The organism is Cellulomonas phragmiteti (genome assembly GCF_016862775.1).
In the GTDB taxonomy this organism is placed as follows: domain Bacteria; phylum Actinomycetota; class Actinomycetes; order Actinomycetales; family Cellulomonadaceae; genus Cellulomonas; species Cellulomonas phragmiteti.
The window spans coordinates 13,314-33,306 of the sequence record NZ_BONP01000023.1; the positions used below are offsets into that span (position 1 = coordinate 13,314).

Annotated in this window: 20 protein-coding genes and 1 riboswitch; of the genes, 10 read left to right on the top strand and 10 right to left on the bottom strand. The window is 75.6% G+C overall.

Annotated features, from left to right (window positions below):
- Positions 1 to 407 precede the first annotated feature (407 nt).
- From Cph01nite_RS15335 to hemL, 3 genes are read left to right on the top strand one after another with little or no spacing between them, the layout of a single operon-like run.
- Positions 408 to 1,190 carry a uroporphyrinogen-III synthase gene (locus Cph01nite_RS15335; RefSeq protein ID WP_203675564.1) on the top strand — a complete coding sequence of 261 codons (783 nt, stop codon included), beginning with the start codon at positions 408 to 410 and terminating at the stop codon, positions 1,188 to 1,190.
- Positions 1,187 to 2,173: a porphobilinogen synthase gene (gene hemB / locus Cph01nite_RS15340; protein ID WP_203675565.1), complete on the top strand. Its 987-nt coding sequence runs from the start codon at positions 1,187 to 1,189 to the stop codon at positions 2,171 to 2,173. Before Cph01nite_RS15335 ends, hemB begins: the two co-directional genes overlap by 4 nt.
- Positions 2,173 to 3,546 carry a glutamate-1-semialdehyde 2,1-aminomutase gene (gene hemL / locus Cph01nite_RS15345; protein WP_203675566.1) on the top strand — a complete coding sequence of 458 codons (1,374 nt, stop codon included), beginning with the start codon at positions 2,173 to 2,175 and terminating at the stop codon, positions 3,544 to 3,546. Before hemB ends, hemL begins: the two co-directional genes overlap by 1 nt.
- Before the next feature lie 104 nt (positions 3,547 to 3,650).
- Here the strand turns inward: hemL and Cph01nite_RS15350 are convergent, their stop codons facing one another.
- Together Cph01nite_RS15350 and Cph01nite_RS15355 are read right to left on the bottom strand one after the other, a co-directional pair.
- On the bottom strand, positions 3,651 to 4,631 hold the full coding sequence (locus tag Cph01nite_RS15350; RefSeq protein ID WP_203675567.1) for a sulfite exporter TauE/SafE family protein: 981 nt from the start codon (positions 4,629 to 4,631) through the stop codon (positions 3,651 to 3,653).
- A 173-nt stretch (positions 4,632 to 4,804) separates the two neighbouring features.
- Positions 4,805 to 5,263, bottom strand: coding sequence for an RrF2 family transcriptional regulator (locus tag Cph01nite_RS15355; protein ID WP_203675568.1), 459 nt, complete (start codon positions 5,261 to 5,263; stop codon positions 4,805 to 4,807).
- Positions 5,264 to 5,360: 97 nt separating this feature from the next.
- On the opposite strand from Cph01nite_RS15355, the gene Cph01nite_RS15360 reads away from it, so the two are divergent.
- From Cph01nite_RS15360 to Cph01nite_RS15380, 5 genes are all read left to right on the top strand, one after another.
- Positions 5,361 to 5,711 carry a metal-sensitive transcriptional regulator gene (locus Cph01nite_RS15360; protein ID WP_239069298.1) on the top strand — a complete coding sequence of 117 codons (351 nt, stop codon included), beginning with the start codon at positions 5,361 to 5,363 and terminating at the stop codon, positions 5,709 to 5,711.
- A gap of 23 nt (positions 5,712 to 5,734) precedes the next feature.
- Positions 5,735 to 5,965, top strand: coding sequence for a heavy-metal-associated domain-containing protein (locus Cph01nite_RS15365; protein ID WP_203675569.1), 231 nt, complete (start codon positions 5,735 to 5,737; stop codon positions 5,963 to 5,965).
- Positions 5,962 to 8,607: a heavy metal translocating P-type ATPase gene (locus tag Cph01nite_RS15370; RefSeq protein WP_203675570.1), complete on the top strand. Its 2,646-nt coding sequence runs from the start codon at positions 5,962 to 5,964 to the stop codon at positions 8,605 to 8,607. The genes Cph01nite_RS15365 and Cph01nite_RS15370 overlap by 4 nt, the downstream gene beginning before the upstream one ends.
- A gap of 92 nt (positions 8,608 to 8,699) precedes the next feature.
- Positions 8,700 to 9,659, top strand: a complete 960-nt coding sequence (locus tag Cph01nite_RS15375; protein ID WP_203675571.1) for an SPFH domain-containing protein — start codon at positions 8,700 to 8,702, stop codon at positions 9,657 to 9,659.
- Between the two features lie 14 nt (positions 9,660 to 9,673).
- Positions 9,674 to 9,898, top strand: coding sequence for a type II toxin-antitoxin system antitoxin (locus Cph01nite_RS15380; protein WP_203675572.1), 225 nt, complete (start codon positions 9,674 to 9,676; stop codon positions 9,896 to 9,898).
- Positions 9,899 to 9,932: 34 nt separating this feature from the next.
- Here Cph01nite_RS15380 and Cph01nite_RS15385 read toward each other — a convergent pair whose 3' ends face one another.
- The gene (locus Cph01nite_RS15385; RefSeq protein WP_203675573.1) at positions 9,933 to 10,721 is read right to left on the bottom strand and encodes an ABC transporter permease; all 789 of its coding nucleotides are present in this window, start codon (positions 10,719 to 10,721) and stop codon (positions 9,933 to 9,935) included.
- Complete coding sequence (locus Cph01nite_RS15390) at positions 10,718 to 11,668, bottom strand: ABC transporter ATP-binding protein (protein ID WP_203675574.1); 951 nt, start codon at positions 11,666 to 11,668, stop codon at positions 10,718 to 10,720. The genes Cph01nite_RS15385 and Cph01nite_RS15390 overlap by 4 nt, the downstream gene beginning before the upstream one ends.
- Before the next feature lie 96 nt (positions 11,669 to 11,764).
- On the opposite strand from Cph01nite_RS15390, the gene Cph01nite_RS15395 reads away from it, so the two are divergent.
- Positions 11,765 to 12,574, top strand: a complete 810-nt coding sequence (locus Cph01nite_RS15395) for a CPBP family intramembrane glutamic endopeptidase (protein ID WP_203675575.1) — start codon at positions 11,765 to 11,767, stop codon at positions 12,572 to 12,574.
- 6 nt (positions 12,575 to 12,580) lie between these two features.
- Here the strand turns inward: Cph01nite_RS15395 and Cph01nite_RS15400 are convergent, their stop codons facing one another.
- Positions 12,581 to 13,165 carry an HdeD family acid-resistance protein gene (locus Cph01nite_RS15400; protein ID WP_203675576.1) on the bottom strand — a complete coding sequence of 195 codons (585 nt, stop codon included), beginning with the start codon at positions 13,163 to 13,165 and terminating at the stop codon, positions 12,581 to 12,583.
- Positions 13,166 to 13,283: 118 nt separating this feature from the next.
- Positions 13,284 to 13,517, bottom strand: a complete 234-nt coding sequence (locus Cph01nite_RS15405; protein WP_239069299.1) for a hypothetical protein — start codon at positions 13,515 to 13,517, stop codon at positions 13,284 to 13,286.
- A 155-nt stretch (positions 13,518 to 13,672) separates the two neighbouring features.
- On the opposite strand from Cph01nite_RS15405, the gene Cph01nite_RS15410 reads away from it, so the two are divergent.
- Positions 13,673 to 16,267, top strand: a complete 2,595-nt coding sequence (locus Cph01nite_RS15410) for a lysylphosphatidylglycerol synthase transmembrane domain-containing protein (protein WP_203675577.1) — start codon at positions 13,673 to 13,675, stop codon at positions 16,265 to 16,267.
- A gap of 75 nt (positions 16,268 to 16,342) precedes the next feature.
- Here Cph01nite_RS15410 and Cph01nite_RS15415 read toward each other — a convergent pair whose 3' ends face one another.
- From Cph01nite_RS15415 to Cph01nite_RS15430, 4 genes are all read right to left on the bottom strand, one after another.
- Complete coding sequence (locus Cph01nite_RS15415; RefSeq protein WP_203675578.1) at positions 16,343 to 16,480, bottom strand: hypothetical protein; 138 nt, start codon at positions 16,478 to 16,480, stop codon at positions 16,343 to 16,345.
- Positions 16,481 to 16,494: 14 nt separating this feature from the next.
- Positions 16,495 to 16,569: riboswitch (cyclic di-GMP riboswitch) on the bottom strand.
- Between the two features lie 253 nt (positions 16,570 to 16,822).
- Complete coding sequence (locus Cph01nite_RS15420) at positions 16,823 to 16,993, bottom strand: CsbD family protein (protein WP_203675579.1); 171 nt, start codon at positions 16,991 to 16,993, stop codon at positions 16,823 to 16,825.
- Between the two features lie 28 nt (positions 16,994 to 17,021).
- Positions 17,022 to 17,621, bottom strand: a complete 600-nt coding sequence (locus tag Cph01nite_RS15425) for a 1-acyl-sn-glycerol-3-phosphate acyltransferase (protein ID WP_203675580.1) — start codon at positions 17,619 to 17,621, stop codon at positions 17,022 to 17,024.
- Entirely contained in the window at positions 17,618 to 19,930 is a 2,313-nt protein-coding gene (locus Cph01nite_RS15430; RefSeq protein ID WP_203675581.1) for a SpoIIE family protein phosphatase, read from the bottom strand. Before Cph01nite_RS15430 ends, Cph01nite_RS15425 begins: the two co-directional genes overlap by 4 nt.
- Positions 19,931 to 19,993 lie beyond the last annotated feature (63 nt).

Below are 19,993 nucleotides of genomic sequence, written 5' to 3' on the forward strand. Positions count from 1 at the left end.
GCGCTCTCGGCCCGTCCGCCGGACCCCTCGCCGGCTGGCGCGTCCTGGTCCCCCGCCCGCCGCTCGACCCCACCCCCCCGGGCGTGAGAGAGCAATCCAGCCCGCAGGAGGGCCCGCGCGCGGACGCCACAGCGGCTGGATCGCACTCTCACGCCCTTCGGGGTAGTGGGGACGCGGCGGTCCCGACGGACCCGGCGCACGCAACGGCTGGATCGCACTCTCACGACCCTGGGGGTGGGGAGGATCCTGGGGGTGGGGATGACCCTGGGGGTGGGGATGACCCTGCGGTCCCGACGGACCCGGCGCAGGCAGCGGCTGGATTGCTCTCTCACGCCTCTGGGGTGGGGGGCCACGGGGGTCTGGGTCTGGGGGGTGGTGCAGGGCTGAGCCCGGCGGCGGTGGCGTTGGTGGCCGCCGGGGCCGAGCCCGTGGTCGTGCCGCTGGTCCGTACGGTCCCGGTCGAGGACCTGACGCCCCTCGACGACGCCCTGCTCGCGCTCGGCGCCGGCTGGTACACGTGGCTCACGGTGACCAGCCAGGCCGCGGTCGCCGTCCTGGCGGAGCGCGCCCGGGCGCACGACGACGGGCTCGCGGCCCTCGTGGAGCGCGCCGGCGTCCGCGTCGGCGCCGTCGGCCCGGGCACGGCGCGCGCGCTGCAGGCGCTCGGCGTCCACGTGGACGTCGTCCCACCCGTGCGCTCGACGGCCGCCGACCTCGTCGCCGCGCTCGTCGCCTCCACCACGGCCACGCCCGACCCGGCACCCGCGCCCCGCGCGCTCTTCCCCCGCGGCGACCTCGCCGCCGCCACGCTCACCGACGGGCTGACCTCCGCCGGGTGGTCGGTCGACGACCTCGTCGTCTACCGCACCGTCGCCGCCGGTGCGGTAGACCCGCAGGTCGCGGACGCCTGGGCGGCCGGCGACGTCCACGCCGCGCTCCTCACGTCGGCCAGCAGCGTGCGCGCCCTGCTGGACCACCTCGGCCCGCCGCCGGCGGGCACGCGGGTCGTCGTCATCGGCCCCAGCACCCACGCCGAGGCCGAGCGGCTCGGCCTGCGCGTCGACGCGGTCGCCGGCCGCCAGACGCTCGCGGGCCTCGTCGACGCGCTCGTCGACCACGTCGCACGCACGGGCGCCCCACCCGGCTCCCTGCCCGGCTCACCCCCCACCCCCGCGGAGGACGCCCCGTGACCAGCCCCGGCCGCCTGCGGCCCCGCCGCCTGCGGCGCACCCCGGCGCTGCGCCGCCTCACCGCCCAGACCCGCCTGCACCCGGCGGACCTGGTGCTGCCCGTGTTCGTCCGCGAGGGGCTCGACGCGCCGCGCCCGCTGACGTCGATGCCCGGCGTGCTGCAGCACACGCGCGACTCGCTGCGCCACGAGGCCGCGCGCGCGGTCGAGGCCGGCATCGGCGGGATCATGCTCTTCGGCGTCCCGGAGCACCGCGACGCCGTCGGTTCCGGGGCCACCGACCCGGACGGCATCCTCAACGTGGCCGTGGCCGACGTGGTCGCCGAGGTGGGCGACGCGCTCGTCGTGCAGGCCGACCTGTGCCTCGACGAGTTCACCGACCACGGGCACTGTGGGGTCCTGACCCCGCAGGGGATGGTCGACAACGACGCCACCCTCGAGCGGTACGCGGCGATGGCGCTCGCGCAGGCCGAGGCGGGCGCTCACCTGGTCGGGCTCAGCGGCATGATGGACGGCCAGACGGGCGTGGTGCGCGACGCGCTGGACGCGGCCGGCCACCACGAGGTCGCGGTCCTCGCGTACGCCGCGAAGTACGCGTCGGCGTTCTACGGGCCGTTCCGCGAGGCCGTGGAGTCGCAGCTCGACGGCGACCGCCGGACCTACCAGATGGACCCCGCGAACCGCCGCGAGGCGGCGCGCGAGGTCGCGATCGACGTGGCCGAGGGCGCCGACGTCGTCATGGTGAAGCCCGCGATGTCGTACCTCGACGTGCTGGCGGACGTCGCCGCGACCTCACCGGTGCCCGTCTGGGCGTACCAGGTGTCCGGTGAGTACGCCATGATCGAGGCGGCGTCCGCGCAGGGGTGGATCGCCCGTCGGAGTGCTGTGACCGAGTCGGTGCTCAGCATCCGGCGGGCGGGTGCCGATGCCATCCTGACGTACTGGGCGACGGAGCTGGCCGGGTGGCTGGCGGAGGAGCGGTGATGACGCAGGTCGAGGACGACACGGTCGCGTCGGGGTACGCCCCGGCCTGGGCGACCACCAGCGCGGAGGCCTTCGCGCACGCCACGTCCGTGATCCCCGGCGGCGTCAACTCCCCGGTGCGCGCCTTCGGGGCCGTCGGGGGCACGCCGCTGTTCCTGGCGTCGGCGGCCGGCGCGTACGTGCGCGACGTCGAGGGCCGCGACTACGTGGACCTCGTGGGGTCGTGGGGTCCGGCGCTCGTCGGGCACGCGCACCCGCAGGTCGTCGAGGCGGTGCAGCAGGCGGCCGCGCGCGGCCTGGGCTTCGGTGCGCCGACGACGACCGAGGTCGAGCTGGTCGACGAGATCCGCGAGCGCGTGCCCGTCGCCGAGCGCGTGCGCCTGGTCTCGACGGGCACCGAGGCCGTGATGACGGCGCTGCGGCTGGCCCGCGCGTGGACCGGCCGGGACAAGGTCGTGAAGTTCGCCGGCTGCTACCACGGTCACGTGGACTCGCTGCTCGCGCAGGCCGGCTCGGGCGTCGCGACGCTCGGGCTGCCCGGCTCGGCCGGCGTCACCGCGGCCGTCGCGGCCGAGACGATCGTCGTCCCCTACAACGACGTCGAGGCGCTGCAGGCCGTGTTCGACGAGCACGGGACGTCCATCGCCGCGGTCATCACCGAGGCCGCGCCCGCGAACATGGGCGTCGTGCCGCCGCTGCCGGGGTTCAACCGCGAGCTGCGCCGCATCACCCAGCACCACGACGCCGTGCTCATCCAGGACGAGGTCATGACGGGGTTCCGCGTCAGCCGCGCCGGCTGGTGGGGACTGGAGGGCGCCTCCGAGCAGTGGGCGCCCGACCTGCTGACGTTCGGCAAGGTCATCGGCGGCGGCCTGCCGGTCGCCGCGGTCGCCGGCCGCGCCGACATCATGGAGCAGCTGGCACCCGTGGGCCCGGTGTACCAGGCGGGCACCCTGTCGGGGAACCCGGTCGCGACGGCCGCGGGCCTGGCGACGCTGCGGCTCGCGGACGCCGAGGTGTACGCGCGGGTCGACGCCGCGGCGGCGCACCTGCGCCGCGCGGTGACCGGCGCGCTCGCCGAGGCCGGCGTGCCGCACGCGCTGCAGTGGGCGGGCAGCCTGTTCAGCGTGGTGTTCGGTGAGCAGGCGGCCGCCGAGGGGGCGCGGGACTACGCGGCCGTGCAGGCGTCGGACCACTGGCGCTACGGGGCGTTCTTCCACGCGCTGCTCGCGGCGGGCGTCCTGGCGCCGCCGTCGCCGTTCGAGGCGTGGTTCGTCTCGGCCGCCCACGACGAGGGCGTGCTGGACCGCGTCATCGAGGCGCTGCCGGACGCGGCGCGGGCAGCCGCCGAGGCCGAGCGCCCGGAGCAGTGAGCGGACCCCGGGCGCACCGGGGCTGACGACACGACGGCGGGCCACCCGGGGGGTGGCCCGCCGTTCGCCGTCCCGCGTCCCCGGTGGGGAGGACGCGCGCGGTGTCAGCGCCGCGGGCCGCCCGGCTCGGCGTCGGCCGCGACCAGGTCGGGGGCGTCGTCCGGTGCGGGCTCGGCCGGGCCGTGGCCCACGGCCGCCACGTCCCCGCGACCGGCGGCGACGTCGTGGCGGTAGGCCCGCACCGACCACGTGACAGCGGCGATCCACACCAGCGCGATGACCGCCAGGACCACGCCCTCGGTGGAGGTGTCGCCCACGCCGACCCAGTCGGAGCGCAGGAGCGTGCGGGTGTTGGTCAGCACGATGACGCCGCCGACGGCCGACCCGAGCACCCGGCCCGGGACCTTGCGGACCAGCCACGCGGCGATCGGCGCGGCGATGAGCCCGCCGACGAGCAGCGCCAGGACCCAGGTGAAGTCGATGCCCTGCGAGCCGAGCGCGAACAGGAAGCCCAGGCTCGCGGCGATCGCGACGAGGAACTCGGAGGTGTCGATCGACCCCACGACCTTGCGGGGCTCCATGCGGCCGCTGGCCAGCAGCGCGGGCGTGCCGACGGGGCCCCAGCCACCCCCGCCGGTCGCGTCGACGAACCCGGCGACCAGCCCGAGGGGGGCGAGGAACCGCTTGCGCAGCGGCAGGTGCTGCCGGTCGGTGCGCAGGCCCCGGAGCGTGAAGCGGACCAGCAGGTACACCCCGAGGGTGAGCAGCACCAGCGACATCACGGGCTTGGCGGCGTCCGTGGACAGGTTCGACAGGAACGTCGCCCCGGCGAACGCGCCGACGGCCCCGGGGACCCCGATCCGCAGCACGACCTTCCAGTCGACGTTGCCGAACTTCCAGTGCGCGGCGCCCGAGGCGAGGGTCGTGCCGATCTCCGCGAGGTGCACGGTGGCCGACGCGGCGGCGGGGTTGGTCCCGATGGCCAGCAGCAGCGTCGTCGAGGTGACGCCGTAGGCCATGCCCAGGCTGCCGTCGACGAGCTGCGCGGCGAGCCCGACGAGGGCGAGCAGGACGATCGTGGGCACGGGGACCACCTCGGGTCGTGCCCGGCGCGGGGCCGGGTCGGGTCGGACGACGAGCGCGGACGGGACGGCGTCCGTGCTGCGCTGATAATTCCGACCCGACTGCTCGGGTTACAAGCACCATTCGCATGCTGAGACGCGGTCCCGCCTGCCGGCGCGCCGCGCGAGAGCGACGGTCAGGGGTTCTGCCAGGCGTCCTCGCGCGCCGCGAGCGCGCGCACGGCCTCGGGCAGGTCGCCGCCGACGACGTCGGCCAGCGTGACGACGTCGAGCACGTCGCGCACCGAGGCCCGCAGCGCGACCCACACGTCGAGCAGGGCGGTGGCCGACCCCTCGTACGTCAGCCCCGGCGGGCGCACGTCCCGGACCGTGACCAGCGGCCCGTCGACCGCCCGGATGACGTCCGCCACCGTGATCTCGTCCGCGCCCCGCGCCAGGAGGTACCCGCCGGACCGGCCGCGCACGCTGACCACGACCCCGCCGCGGCGCAGGTCGCCCAGGATCCGCTCGAGGAAGCTGGTGGGGATGCCCTGGCCCTCGGCGAGGACCTCGCTCGGGACGGACTCACCCCCCGGCCTGCTCGCCAGCTCGGCGCACGCCCGCACCGCATAGTCCGCCTTCGCCGAGACCCGCATGCGCCGATTCTCCCCTGCCGCCCGCGGTGCGTGGTGCAGGGCGCGGCGCCGGGCCCGTCCCGGCGACGGAATACCCCCCGGGGGTACCCTGTTGGGCATGACCGTGACGCCACCACCCCCACCGCCGGTCGACGCCCCGCACGAGCACCCGGCGGACCCCGCGGCCGGCCACGGCTACACGCCCGCCAAGGACGAGTACCTGCGCCGGCTGCGGCGCGTCGAGGGGCAGGTGCGCGGCATCGCGCGGATGGTCGACGAGGACGTCTACTGCATCGACGTGCTCACCCAGATCGCCGCCGTGACCAAGGCCCTGCAGGCCGTCGGCCTCGGCCTCGTCGAGGACCACCTCGGGCACTGCGTCGTGGACGCCGCCCGGCAGTCGCCCGAGGCCGGCGCCGAGAAGGTGCGCGAGGCCTCCGCCGCCATCGCGCGGCTCGTCCGCAGCTGACCCCCGATCGAAGGAGCACCACCATGAGCACCACGACCTTCCGCGTCGACGGCATGACCTGCGGCCACTGCGTGCGCGCCGTCACCGAGGAGCTGTCGGCCCTGCCCGGCGTCACCGGCGTCGACGTCGAGCTCGTCACCGGCGGCTCGTCGCCCGTCACCGTCACGTCCGGCGCCCCCCTGGAGTCGACCGACATCGAGGCCGCCGTCGTCGAGGCCGGGTACGCCGTGACCCCGACCCGGTCGCTGCTGTGAGCACCGACGCGACCCCGCGGACCGGCCCGCCCGACGGGACGGCCGCGGCGGGCATCGAGCTCGCGATCGAGGGCATGACGTGCGCGTCGTGCGTCGCACGCGTCGAGAAGCGCCTCAACCGGGTGCCCGGTGCGCGCGCCACGGTCAACCTCGCGCTCGAGACCGCGCACGTCGACGTGGCCGCGACGGACGACGGCCCCGCCCCCACGGTCGAGGCGCTGGTCGCCGCCGTCCAGGCCGCGGGCTACGACGCCCGGCCGGTCCGGCGCCCCGGGTCACCGACCACCGGCCCGCACGAGCACGCACCGCACGGCGTCGACGACGACGGCGGGCCCGAGCACGGCGGCGCCGAGCACGGCGGACCCGGGCACGGCGGCGCCGACCTCGAGCACGCGCTGTCCGGCATGCAGCACGCCGGCATGGAGCACGACGCGGCCGACGACACGTCGGCTCCCGACGACCGCCGCGGGGCGGACCTGCTGCGCCGCCTGCGCGTGGCCGCGGTCCTCACCGTGCCCGTGGTCGTGCTGAGCATGGTCCCGGCGACGCAGTTCCGCGGGTGGCAGTGGGTGGTCGCCGCCCTCGCGCTGCCCGTCGCGACGTGGGCGGCGTGGCCCTTCCACCGCGCCGCCGTCCGGGCGGCACGCCACGGCGCCTCGACCATGGACACCCTGGTCTCGACGGGCGTCGTCGCCGCGACCGCCTGGTCGCTGTGGGCGCTGCTGCTCGGCGGCGCGGGTGAGCTCGGGATGCGCATGACGCCCGTGCTGTTCCCCGCCGCCGGCGCCGGCCACGGCGCGTCGATGCCCGAGCTGTACCTCGAGGTCGCCGCCGTCGTCACGACGTTCCTGCTGGCCGGCCGGTACGCGGAGCACCGCTCGCGCCGCCGTGCCGGTGACGCGCTGCGCACGCTGCTGGACCTCGGCGCCAAGGACGTGGCACTGCTCGTGACCGACGCCGACGGTCGGCGTGTCGAGCGGCGCGTACCCGTCGACCGGCTCGCCGCGGGCGACGAGTTCGCCGTGCGCCCCGGGGAGAAGATCGCGACGGACGGCGTCGTGGTGTCCGGCACCAGCGCCGTCGACACCTCGCTGCTCACGGGCGAGCCCGTGCCCGTCGACGTCGGCCCGGGCGACGACGTCACCGGCGCGACGATCAACACGTCCGGCCACCTCGTGGTCCGCGCCACGCGCGTCGGCGAGGAGACCCGGCTGGCGCAGATCGGGCGGCTGGTCGCGCGCGCGCAGACCGGGAAGGCACCCGTGCAGCGGCTCGCGGACCGGATCTCGGCGGTGTTCGTGCCCATCGCCATGGCCATCGCCCTCGGGACCCTCGTGGTGTGGCTCGTCACCGGGGGTGGCGTGCAGGCGGCGTTCACGGCCGCCGTGGCCGTGCTGATCATCGCGTGCCCCTGCGCGCTGGGCCTCGCCACGCCGACCGCGCTGCTCGTCGGCACGGGACGCGGTGCGCAGCTCGGCATCCTCATCAAGGGCCCGGAGCTCCTCGAGGAGACGCGACGCGTCGACACCGTGGTGCTCGACAAGACCGGCACCGTCACGGCCGGGCGCATGGCCCTGGTCGACGTCGTGCCCGCCGCAGGTGAGGACGCCGCCGAGGTCCTGCGACTCGCGGCCGCGGTCGAGCGCCTCTCCGAGCACCCCGTCGGCCGCGCCATCGCCGACCACCCCACCCCCCACCCCAGCCCGGCCACCCACCCCACCCCGGCCACCCACCCCACCCCGGCCGCGCACCCCACCCCGGCCGCGCACCCCACCCCGGCCGCGAGAGAGCAATCCAGCCCCGCCGCGGCAGCGCCTGACCCGCGGGTCGACGTGGCCCTCGGGGCGGACGGCGTCGCGATCGGCGCCGACGAGGTGCGGGAGTTCCGCGCGGACGCCGGGCGGGGCGTCAGCGGAGTGGTCCGCACCGCGCACAGCGGTCTGGACCTGGCGCGGCGCGTGCTGGTGGGCCGCCTCGGCTGGCTCGCCGAGCAGGGCGTACGCACGGACGACGTCGCGGCCGCGGTCGCCGCCGCGGAGGACGACGGCGCGACTGCCGTCGTCGCCGCCTGGGACGGGCGGGCGCGCGGGGTCCTGGTCCTGCGCGACCCCGTCACGCCCACGTCGGCCGACGCGGTGCGCGAGCTGCGCGCCCTGGGGCTGCGCCCCGTCCTGCTCACGGGCGACAACCGGGGTGCGGCGCTGGCCGCCGCGCGGGCCGTGGGCATCGCGGACGAGGACGTCGTCGCGCAGGTGATGCCGGACGAGAAGGTCGCGGCCGTCGAGCGGCTGCAGGCCGGCGGCGCGCGCGTGGCGATGGTGGGCGACGGCGTCAACGACGCGGCCGCCCTCGCGACCGCGGACCTGGGGCTGGCGATGGGCACCGGGACCGACGCCGCCATCGAGGCCGCGGACCTCACCCTCGTCCGCGGGGACCTGGCGTCGGCGCCGCAGGCGATCCGGCTCTCGCGCCGCACGCTGCGCGTCATCCGCCAGAACCTGTTCTGGGCGTTCGCGTACAACGTCGCGGCCATCCCGCTGGCGGCCCTGGGCCTGCTGAACCCGATGATCGCGGGGGCGGCGATGGCGTTCTCGTCGGTGCTGGTGGTGACCAACAGCCTGCGGCTGCGGCGCTTCGCCTGACGGCCGGCACGGACGGACGACCGGGGAGGCGCCACCGTGCTAATCTGCTATCACATTGATAGCGCGCGAGCGCTCGTCCCCAGGAGGTCCCCATGCCCGACACCGCACCGCCGCAGGAGTCCGTCGGCGGCGACCCCAGCGGACGCCCGGTCGGGCACGCCGGCGCCCGCGTCGACGTCGCCGAGCGCGACGCCTGGGCCACCGGCGCCGCCGGGGCACTTCTTGCGATCCTCGTCGCGGTCGCCGGAGTCGTCGGGGCGTTCGCGCTGATCGCCCGGGCCGACAGCACGGACGAGCACGTGTGGGGGATCCTCGGCGTCGTCCTCCTCGTCCTCGGCGTCGTGCTGCTCAGCGGGCTCGCCGTCATCAGCCCCGGGCAGACGCGGGTCGTCCAGCTCTTCGGCCGGTACGTCGGCACGGTCCGCCGCACCGGCCTGGTCCTGACCGTCCCGCTGACGACCCGCAAGAACGTCTCCGTGCGCGTCCGCAACTTCGAGACCAGCGAGCTCAAGGTCAACGACGCCGACGGCAACCCGATCAACATCGCCTCGATCGTCGTCTGGCAGGTCGCGGACACCGCCAAGGCCACCTTCGCCGTCGAGGACTACGCCGACTTCGTGCGCGTGCAGTCCGAGTCCGCACTGCGGCACGTCGCCATGTCCCACCCGTACGACCACGCCGACGACGGCGAGAACTCGCTGCGCGGCGCGACCGACGTCGTCTCCGCCGAGATCGCCGCCGAGGTCGCCGCCCGCGTCGTCATCGCCGGCCTCGAGGTCGTCGAGGCCCGCATCTCCAACCTCGCCTACGCCCCCGAGATCGCCCAGGCCATGCTGCAGCGCCAGCAGGCCGGCGCGATCATCGCGGCCCGCGAGCGGATCGTCGAGGGCGCGGTGTCGATGGTCGAGGGCGCGCTGAGCCGGCTGGAGGCCGACGGCGTCGTCACGCTCGACGACGAGCGCCGCGCGGCCATGGTGTCCAACCTGCTCGTCGTGCTCTGCGGGGAGTCCCGCGCGACGCCCGTCGTCAACACCGGCTCGCTGTACGCGTGACGGAGGCGGGACCCGTGGGGGGCGAGGACGGGGCACCAGCGCGGCGCGAGCGGCGGCAGGTGCTGCTGCGGCTGGACCCGGCGGTGCACGACGCCCTGGCCAAGTGGGCCGCCGACGACCTGCGCAGCGTGAACGCCCAGATCGACCTGCTGCTGCGCCGCGCGCTGAAGGACGCCGGCCGCATGCCCGACACGGCTGCCGCCCCGCCCCGCCGGGGGCGGCCCCGCTCCACCCCCTGACCCGTCCGGGCTCCGGGGATGGAGCGGGCGTCCGTCAGCGGAAGCGGCGACCCTCGTCACGGCGGACGGCCGCGACCGCGAGCGCCGCGAACACCGCGGTCCAGGCCAGCAGGACCGGCAGGGCGAGCGCGCCGCCCTCGATGCCGGTGGTGACCTGGACGACGAGGTCGCGGGCCGCGCGGGACGGCAGGCCCTGCGAGATCGCGTCGAGCCAGCCGGGGAACATCTCGGGCGGCATGAACAGGCCGCCGGCGAACGCGAGCGGGAACAGCACGCACTGCACCACCGCGAGCGCCGCCTTGGTCGACATCGCGTACCCGATCGCCATGCCGAGCAGGGTGAACGGCACCGCCACCAGCGCGACCATCGCCACGGCACCCAGGGCGCGCGGCACGGTGAGCGTCGCGGACGTCAGCAGCACCCCGATGAGCACGAGCGGCGTCAGCGCCAGGTACGCCCACAGCAGCCCGTTGACGACGCGCCCGGCCAGCCGCGGACCGGGCCGCGCGGGCAGGGTCCGCACGAACGTGTCGAACGGCTGCGCGCGGTCCTCGGCGACGCCCGCGCCGTGGGTGAAGAGGCAGGCGGACATGACCGCGAAGGTGCCGAGCTGCGCGATCGCGGCGGTCGACGCGAGCGGGTCGGTGGTGATCGCGCCCTGCGGGACGACGAAGAACAGCAGCGCGAGCCCGGGGAACAGCAGGTTGCCGATGACGGCGATGGGCACGCGGACGGTCTCGAGGAACTGGTAGCGCGCGTGCAGCCGCACCAGCGCGACCCACGGGCGCAGGTCGGCGGTGGCCGGCGGGGGCGTGACGGTCACCGGACCACACCGGGCCCGGCTGGCGCGGCGACCGGGGCGTCGTCTCGCGTGAGGGAGAGGAACGCCTCCTCGAGCGACGCGCCGCGGACCTCGAGGTCGGCGAACGGGACGCCGCGCTCGACCAGGGCGCGGACGGCCGCGTCGGCGTCGGACGCGAGGAGCGTGACGCGCGCGCCGCTCGGGGCGTCGGCCGCCTCGAGGACGTCCTGGACGCCGGGCAGGCCGACCAGGCCGGCGGGCCCGCCGGACGCGAGGGTGAACGAGACCCGCCGCACCGCGACGAGGTCGAGCACGCGCGCGAGGCTGTCGTCGGCGAGCACCGTGCCGTTCCCGACCACCACGACGCGCTCGGCGAGCGCCTCGATCTCCTCGAGGTAGTGGCTCGTGACGATGACCGTGGCCCCGTCGGCGTGGTAGTCGCGCAGGGCCTGCCACAGGACGTGCCGCGCCTCGACGTCCAGCCCGGTGGTCGGCTCGTCGAGCAGGACCAGGCGCGGGCGGCCGACGAGCGAGAGCGCGACGGCGAGCCGGCGCTTCTGCCCGCCGGACAGCGCGCCCGTCTGCCGCTCGCCCAGGTCGGTGAGGCCGAAGCGCGCCAGGAGCTCGGCGCGCGGCATGGGGTCGGCGTAGTGCCCGGCGACGAAGTCGACGACCTCGCGCACCCGCAGCGTCTCGGGCAGGCCCGTCTCCTGCGGGGTGGTGCCCAGCGACGTGCGGGAGGCAGGATCGCGCGGGTCGCCGCCGAAGACGCGGACCGTCCCCTCGTCGGGGGTCCGCAGGCCCGCGACGAGGGACAGCAGCGTCGTCTTGCCGGCGCCGTTCGGGCCGAGCAGGCCGACGACCTCCCCGGCGTCGACGCGCAGGCTCACGTCCGCGAGGGCGGTGACCGCGCCGAAGCGTCGGGTGACGTGCTCGACGAGCACGGGAGGCGGGGTGGACGTCGTCATTCCTGTGCTCCCTCGGAGCGGCGCAGGTGCGTGGACAGGTTGCCCGCGGGCAGGTCGGAGGTCAACACCTGGGGGACCGCCCTCTACGCTGCCCGGGTGGACAGCTCAGGCGACGCGCGAGACCCCGCCGCTCCCCCGCCCGGCGACCGGGCCGTGCGGCGCCGGCTGACCACCGAGATCTGGATCGTGCTCGGCCTGTCGCTGGGCAAGGCCGCGGTGTACGCCGTGGTCTCCCTGGTCGCCATGCTGACCGCGGGCACGCCGCTCGCCGAGCAGACGGTCGCGCTCAACCCGAGCCGGTCGCCGCGCCCGTACCTCGACCTCACGTACCAGCTGCTGGCGATCGGGTTCGCGGTGCTGCCCGTCGCGCTCGCGCTGTACCTGCTGTCCGCGAACGGCCGCTCCGCCGTGCGTCGCATCGGGCTCGACCGGGCGCGTCCGTGGCGCGACCTGGGCGTCGGGGTGGGCCTGGCGGCGGTCATCGGGATCCCCGGGCTCGGGCTGTGGGCGGTGGGCCGTGCCGTGGGCATCACGGTCGAGGTGCAGGCCTCGGCGCTGAACGACGCGTGGTGGACGGTCCCGGTGCTGATCCTCGCCGCGCTGCAGAACGCGCTGATCGAGGAGGTCGTCGCCGTCGGCTACCTCATGGAGCGCCTGCGCGAGCTGCGGTGGAGCACACCGGCGATCATCGCGGCGAGCGCGCTGCTGCGCGGCTCCTACCACCTGTACCAGGGGTGGGGGCCGTTCTTCGGCAACGTCGTCATGGGCGTCGTGTTCGCCGAGTACTACCGGCGACGGCGCCGCGTCATGCCGCTCGTCGTCGCGCACACCGTGCTCGACATCGTGGCGTTCGTCGGCTACGCCAGCCTGCCCGACGCGTGGCTCGAGGCGATCGGCGTCACGTGACGCGGGTCAGGCGGCGGGGTCGCTCGCCAGGTCGCGCGCGACCTGCCGCACCGCGAAGCCGCTGACGACGTTGAGCGCTCCCCCGACGAACGCGAACAGCCCGAGCAGGACGCCGAAGACCGCGAGCGAGCCCTGCGGGCGAGCGATGAGCAGCAGCGCGAACAGCGTGCACACCAGCCCGAACGCGAGCGGCCAGTGCCACCCCGCGCCGCGCGAGCGCGACATCGCGACGGCCCCGAGGATCGACACGACGCCGAGGACCAGCAGCCAGGCGGCGAACAGGAAGAACAGGACGCGGACGGTCGGCCCCGGCCACAGCACGACGGCCGCACCGACCGCGACGCCGGCCAGACCCTCGACCACCCACCACGTCCACCCGGGGACACCGCGGTCCGCGAGCCCGTGGACGAGCGCGACCACGCCGTCGACGACGGCGAAGATGCCGAACAGCCAGACGATGGCCTGGACCGAGGCGGTCGGCTGCGCCATGAGCAGCAGCCCGAGGATCAGCAGCAGGAGCCCGCGCAGCACGGGCAGCCACCAGAGCCTGCTGAGCGTGCGTGCCACCTGGGTGGAGATCTCGTCGACCATGTGCGCCTCCTCGCCGGGCAGACCTGCTGCCGGGAGCGGCACGGCGCGGGACCGCGCGGCGACACCCCTGCGACGAACGTAGCGCGCACCGTCACGCACGGCGCGGCGAACGGGCTGGTCAGGCCTCGCGGCGTCGACCGCCGTACCGGCGGTGGACGGCCTGCTTGCTGACGCCGAGCATCGCGGCGATCGCGACCCACGGGACGCCGGCGGCGCGGGCGCGGCGGACGGCGACGGCCTCGCGGCGCGCGACCTCGCGGCGCAGGTGGGACAGCGCGAGGAGGGCACCCAGCGGGTCGTCGTCCTCGGCGCGGGCGACCAGAACGGACATGTCGGCCTCCTCCTGGGTCATCGGTGCTCCTCGATCGATGTCCTGACGTCAACACATGTTGACCCGCTGGCCTCGGCATGTCAACAGGTGTTGACTCCCGGGGCGGAGGGCGCGGACCGCACGACCCACCGTGAGGAGGACGAGGCGCGCGCAGCGTCCTGCCTACACTCGCCATCATGTCCACCTCGTCGACGCCTGCGCCGGACGGTGCCGTCGACGACCCCGACGACACGCGCGCGCGGACCACGGGCGCCGCCGCCGCGACGCCCGCGGCGCTGCTCACCCCCACGGGCTCCGTGCGTGCCGTGCGCTCCCGGGTCGACGTGCAGGACGTCCGGCCAGCCCGCCTGCACCGCCCCAGCGACCTGCTCGGCGCTACGCTGACCACGCTGCTCGCCGTCGTCGTCGTCGTCCTGGCGACCTACGCCCAGAACACCACGACGGGCGTCGCGGAGGACGTCCAGGGGTTCGCCACCCTGCTGCGGCGCATCCTGTTCGTCCCCGTCAACGTGCTCGTCGGGTTCACCACCGTGGTGGTGCCGATCGCCGTGCTCACCGAGCTCGCGCTGCGTCGGCTCGGCCGCCAGCTGCTGCAGTCCGTGGTCGCCGCCGCCGGCGCGATGCTGCTGGTCGCCGCGCTGCACTGGACGTTCCTCGCGTTCGGCTCCGCCGAGCTGGTCCAGGGGATGTCGGTGCGCCTGGGCGGCCAGTGGACGCTCACGATCCCCGAGTACATCGCGATGCTCACCGCGCTGCTGACCGTCGCCGGGCCGCGCAGCCGACGACGCAGCGTCGCGTGGTCGTGGAACCTGCTGTGGATCACGACCGGCGTCGTCCTCATCACCGCCGCCGTGTCCCTCGCCGGCCTGGGCCTGGCCCTGCTGGTCGGCCGGGTCGCCGGGCTGGGCGTGCGGTACCTCGGCGGCGTCGACCCCGAGCGCGCCTACGGTGACGCGCTGCTCGCCGGGATCCGGCGCGCCGGGGTCGAGCCCGCCACCGTCGTGCGGGTCCCCGACCCCGTGCTCGAGGCCGACCGCACCCCGGCGACCCTCACCGCCCTGGCACAGCTGCCCGCCGGCGCGCCCGCGCAGCGCGCGCTCGTGCGCGCGTCCGGCGACCGCGTCTACGACGTCGCGACCGACGACGGCCGCCACCTCGACCTGCTGGTCTTCGACGGTGACCGCCAGGTCGTCGGCATGATCACCCGGCTCTGGCGCAGCCTGCGGCTGCGTGGGCTCGAGGGTCGCTCGGCGCTGTCGCTGCGCCAGGCCACCGAGCGCGCCGCCCTGCTCGCCTACGCCGCCCGCGCCGCCGGCGTCCGCACGCCCCAGCTGCTGAGCATCGCCGAGGCCGAGGACTCGATGCTGCTGCTGCAGGAGGGCACCGACGCCGCGGTCCCGCTGTCCGACGTCGAGACCGACGACATCGACGACGACGTGCTGCACGCCATCTGGGCCCAGCTGAGCCTCGCGCACGCCGCGGGCATCGCCCACCGAGCACTGACCTCCGACGTCATCCTGGTCGAGCAGCGACCCGCCGGGCCGCGGGTGTGGATCACCGGCTGGGAGCAGGGGGACGTCGCGTCGTCGGACCTCGCGCGCCGCATGGACACCATGCAGCTCATCGCCCTGCTCGCCCTGCGCGTGGGCGCCGCCCGCGCCGTGCGCTCCGCCGCCGAGATGCTGCCCGCTGCCGACATCGAGGCCATCGGCCCGCTGCTGCAGACCGTGGCCCTGCCCCGGCGCACGCGCGACGAGATGCGCGTGCACAAGGAGGTCCTCGCCGAGCTGCGGTCCGCGCTGGTCGCCCGCCTGCCGGAGGCCGACGTCCAGCCCGAGCAGCTCGTCCGGTTCGGGGCGCGCACCCTGATGACGATCGTGCTGACGATCGTCGCGGTGTTCGTCGTGCTCACGTACGTCAACGTCTCCCAGATCGGCCCCGTGCTGGCGGACAGCGACTGGCGCTACTCGGCCCTCGCCGCCGGGCTGGGGCTGCTCACGCTCGTGGGCGCCGCGCTGACGTTCGTCGCGTTCTCCCCGGTGCGGCTGACGGTCTGGCGGGCCACGCTCGTCCAGACCGCCGCGACCTTCGTCGCGCTGGCCGCCCCCGCCGGGATCGGGCCGGCCGCCCTCAACCTGCGCATGCTGACGCGGCGCGGCGTGAGCGCGACGCTCGCGGGCGCCACCGTCGCGCTGGTCCAGGTCAGCCAGTTCGTCACGACCCTGCTGCTGCTGCTCGTGCTGACCGTGACGGCGGGCGTGGGCTCCCCCACGTCGTCCCCGGTCTCGCCGGCCGTGCTGATCGTGCTCGCGGTGGCGGCGGCCGGCGTCGGCGTCGCGCTGCTGTTCCCCGGCGTGCGGACGTGGGCGCAGCGCACGGTGGGGCCGACGGTCCGCCAGACCCTGCCCCGGCTCATCGAGGTCATCGGGCAGCCCTGGCGGCTCGCGCTCGCGCTCGGCGGCAACGTCCTCATGACGATGGGGTACGTGCTGGCGTTCGAGGCGGCGCTCGCGGCCCTCGGCCAGGAGGCGTCGCTGGTGCAGGTCGCGCTGGTGTACCTCACCGGCAACACCGCCGGCTCCGTGATCCCGACGCCCGGTGGCATCGGGACCGTCGACACCGCGCTGGCACTGGGCCTGTCGACCGTCGTCGGCATCAACCTCGGTGTCGCCGGGACGATCGCGCTGCTCTTCCGCGTGCTGACGTTCTGGCTGCGGATCCCGCTCGGCTGGCTCGCGATGCGCTATCTCACGCGCGTCGGCGAGCTCTGAGCCGGAAGGTCACGCAGAACGGCCCCTGCCACCGGGGGAGACGACAGGGACCGTTCTGCGAGTCTGGGGGGTGCGTCAGGCGGCGAGAGCGTCGCGCTGAGCAGGCACCAGGACCGACGCCTCGAGGCGGGCGGCGATGGCGGCCCAACGGGCGACCGGGATGACCTGGGGGCGAACCTCGTGCGGCTCTGCGGCCGAGTTGCGCTGGTCCATGACGGGGCCCTTCGTTCGGTAGCCCGGCTGACCCCGTGGGTCCCGTGGCTTTGCGTCCCCCCCTCGCGGAGGGTTTGCCGTTTCGCTGACAAGTCCGACATTAGACGGCTCTCACGCGGAACGGAAGTGATGTGGGTCACTTGTCTTGGACAGGAGCCCAATTCACCCGGACGGCGGGTATCTGCGGGACCCCCGGCCGGGCGTGTCGGCGCCGTCGGCGCTCCCGACGCGGCCGACCGGGTGACGGACGGACGTCCCCCCGAGAGCGCAGCACCCCCGCGCCGTCCTCGGCACGGGGGTGCTGCGAGCGCCACCGGCGCCCGGTCGTCGCTCGCCGAGGCGTCAGCGGAAGGCGTCCTTCACGTTCTCGCCGGCCTGCTTGAGGTTGGCCGAGGACTGGTCGGCCTTGCCCTCGGCCTCGCGCTCCTCGTCGCCCGTCGCCTTGCCGAGCGCCTCCTTGGCCTTGCCGCCGGCCTCCTGCGCGGAGTTCTTGACCTTGTCGTCCAGACCCATGAGAGCTCCCTTCGTCGGTGACACGACGCTAGGTCGGGTCCGGCTCCACCGCATCCGGAGCGCCCTCGTCCCGCAGCCGCGGCTCGGTGCGCCGCGCCGGGACGAACCCGGACTTGTCGGCGTAGAACGCGCGCACGACGTCCATGTCCGCGCGCATGTCACCGGTCAGCGTCAGGGTCGGGCCCAGGCCCGCCGTCATCGTCGTGCGGTCCACGTAGCCCAGCGTCACCGGGAGGTCCACCGCGCGTGCGATGCGGTAGAACCCCGACTTCCAGCCCGAGCCCGACCGCGTGCCCTCGGGCGTCACGACGAGGTAGAACCGCTCACCCGCCGCCATGCGCGCCACGATGTCGTCCACCAGACCCGCCGGGTCGCGCCGGTCCACGGGGATCCCGCCCAGCGCGCGCATCAGCGGTCCCGCCGGGCCCTGGAACAGCGTGTGCTTGCCGAGCCACCGGAACGGCAGCTCGGCCTCCCACGCGATCGCCAGCATGAGGACGAAGTCCCAGTTGGACGTGTGCGGTGCGCCGATGAGGATCCCCGCGCCGTCCCGCGGGACGCGCTCGGTCCGCAGCCTCCACCGGCTCACCCGCCAGAACGCGCGGGCCGCCGCCCGCCGGACGCTCACGGGCGCGCACCCGGGGGCAGGTCGACGTCCCGGCACAGCAGCAGCAGCGTCATGTCGTCCTTCGAGTCGGGGTCCGAGCAGTCCGCCACGACCTCGTCGATGTCGACCGGCACCGTCGGGTCGGGGCGGTCGAAGTGCCGGATCAGCCGGTCGATGCCCTCCGCCAGCGCCGTGGTCCGCGAGTCGACCAGGCCGTCGCTGTACAGCACGATCCCACCACCCGGCTCCAGGTGCAGGTCCACGACCCGCGGGTCGCCCGAGCCGACCCCGACCGGGCGGTCCACCCGCATCGCGACCAGCTCGGCCGCACCGTCGGGCGCCAGCGCCAGCGGACGCGGGTGACCCGCCGCCCCCATCGTGGCGGCGCCCGTCAGCGGGTCCACCACCACCACGACCACCGTCGCCATGTCCTCCGGCATGGTGCGCCGCGCGAGCTCGTCCAGGTCGACCAGCGCCTCGCGGACGTCCGCGCACCGCAGGAGGTACGCCCGCAGCCCGTTGCGCAGCTGGCCCATCGCCGCCGCCGCACCGATGCCGTGCCCCGCCACGTCGCCGACCACCACGGCCAGCCGGCCGTCGGGCAGCTCGAGCGCGTCGTACCAGTCGCCGCCGACCCGCCCGCCCGCCGCCGGAACGTACCTCGCCTGCAGGGACCAGCCCGGCACCGTCGGCAGGTGCCGCGGCAGCAGGGAGAGCTGCACGGTGTGGGCGGCGGCCATCTGCCAGCGGTTGCGCTCGATGATGACCTCGAGCAGCCGGCTGCGCAGGTCCTCGACCGCGCGCACGTGCTCCGCGGCCCAGGGCTCGCTGCGGCCGCGCACCTCCTCGCGCCAGCGCTCGAACGACGCCCGGGGGCTCAGCCGCACGACGTCGCCCTCGCGGCGCGCGACGGCCGCGTTCTGCGGGTCCCCTCCCCAGTAGACGTCGCGCACGTGCTCGTGCCGCAGCCAGACGATCACCTGGTCGTCGGGCAGGCGCACGGCCAGCAGGCCCGCCACGTCGGGCAGCGCCGCCGCCAGCGTCGGGTCGCTCGCCCCCAGCCCGGTGCGGGCGGTCACCCCCTCGGGCTGCGCCAGCACCCACGAGCGCAGCGCCGCCACGTCGACGTCGGCGTCGCCCGCCGTCACGGTCTGCCCGTCCGCCACGACCACCAGGCCGTGCGCGGGGACGACCGACAGCAGGCCCGGCTCGTCGCGGACGAGCGCCTGCGCGAGCCCGCGGTCCGGGTCCCGTGCCGCCCGCAGGACGTGCCCGACCACCGCCTGCGCCTGCAGCTCGCGCTCCAGCTCACGGTCCTGCGCCCGCGCCACCAAGCGCAGCGAGAGCGCCGAGCCGAGGAACTCGGCGGCCGCCCGCACGCCGTACGGCACCCGGTGCGGACCTGCGTAGTGGTGGCACGCGATCAGGCCCCACAGCCGGCCGTCGCGCAGCAGCGAGATCGACATCGAGGCGCGCACGCCCATGTTGCCGAGGTACTCGAGGTGGACGGGCGAGACGCTGCGCAGCACCGCGTGCGTCAGGTCCAGCGGCTCACCGGACACCTCGTCGAACGCCGGGACGATCGGGGCCGGCGTGTACCGGGCGTCGGCGATGATCCGCACCCAGCTGGTCTCGTACAGCGCCCGGGCCTGCGGCGGGATGTCCGAGGCGGGGTAGTGCAGCCCGAGGAACGAGTTGAGGTCGGGCCGCCGGTCCTCCGCGACGACCTCGCCGTTGTAGTCGGCGTCGAAGCGGTAGACCATGACCCGGTCGAACCCGGTCAGGGTGCGCACCTCCCGCGCCGCCGCCTCGTACAGCTCCTCGAGCGTGACCGCCCGGTTGAGCCCCTCCAGCGCGCCGCGCACGGCCTGGTACGTGTTGGGGAAGGAGAACGGGCGCGGCCCCTCGGCCGTCTCGAGCTCGACGACGAGCATCGTGCCGGCGCCCACCGCGACACGGTGCAGGATCGCGTCGACGGCGACCGGGCCCGCGGGGCCCTGCACCTCCAGCCCCAGCGGGTTGCGGGTCCGCAGGTCACCGAACGTGCGCACGTGCGCACGGACCGCCCGCGCTGCGGACTGCCCGAGGACGTCCGCGAGGGACGACCCCAGCACCGCGTCCACGTCGTGCCCGGTCAGCCCGACGACGTTGGTCGACGCGTGCCGCACCACCAGCTCGGGCTCCGAGACGGCCAGCAGCACGCCGTGGGGCTGCACCGACCCGGGGACGCGGATCGGCTCGTCCGCGCACGCGTCGTGGTCGACCGTCGATGCGGTTGCGGGTGTTCCGAGGCCCGGCACCGGGGCCGCACCGCTCGCCTCGTCGCTCATCCTCGCTCCGTCCCCGACGGGCGGCGCGCACGTCCACCTCGTCGGTGAACGGTAATCGATGCC

What these genes read in the sequence shown, in the direction of transcription:
- hemL (WP_203675566.1), top strand. Translation starts at nt 2,173, where the DNA reads ATGACGCAGGTCGAGGACGACACGGTCGCGTCGGGGTACGCCCCGGCC.
- Cph01nite_RS15405 (WP_239069299.1), bottom strand. Translation starts at nt 13,517, where the DNA reads ATGACCCAGGAGGAGGCCGACATGTCCGTTCTGGTCGCCCGCGCCGAG.
- Cph01nite_RS15390 (WP_203675574.1), bottom strand. Translation starts at nt 11,668, where the DNA reads ATGACGACGTCCACCCCGCCTCCCGTGCTCGTCGAGCACGTCACCCGA.
- Cph01nite_RS15410 (WP_203675577.1), top strand. Translation starts at nt 13,673, where the DNA reads ATGTCCACCTCGTCGACGCCTGCGCCGGACGGTGCCGTCGACGACCCC.
- Cph01nite_RS15430 (WP_203675581.1), bottom strand. Translation starts at nt 19,930, where the DNA reads ATGAGCGACGAGGCGAGCGGTGCGGCCCCGGTGCCGGGCCTCGGAACA.
- Cph01nite_RS15415 (WP_203675578.1), bottom strand. Translation starts at nt 16,480, where the DNA reads ATGGACCAGCGCAACTCGGCCGCAGAGCCGCACGAGGTTCGCCCCCAG.
- Cph01nite_RS15400 (WP_203675576.1), bottom strand. Translation starts at nt 13,165, where the DNA reads ATGGTCGACGAGATCTCCACCCAGGTGGCACGCACGCTCAGCAGGCTC.
- Cph01nite_RS15360 (WP_239069298.1), top strand. Translation starts at nt 5,361, where the DNA reads ATGACCGTGACGCCACCACCCCCACCGCCGGTCGACGCCCCGCACGAG.
- Cph01nite_RS15420 (WP_203675579.1), bottom strand. Translation starts at nt 16,993, where the DNA reads ATGGGTCTGGACGACAAGGTCAAGAACTCCGCGCAGGAGGCCGGCGGC.
- Cph01nite_RS15365 (WP_203675569.1), top strand. Translation starts at nt 5,735, where the DNA reads ATGAGCACCACGACCTTCCGCGTCGACGGCATGACCTGCGGCCACTGC.
- Cph01nite_RS15355 (WP_203675568.1), bottom strand. Translation starts at nt 5,263, where the DNA reads ATGCGGGTCTCGGCGAAGGCGGACTATGCGGTGCGGGCGTGCGCCGAG.
- Cph01nite_RS15375 (WP_203675571.1), top strand. Translation starts at nt 8,700, where the DNA reads ATGCCCGACACCGCACCGCCGCAGGAGTCCGTCGGCGGCGACCCCAGC.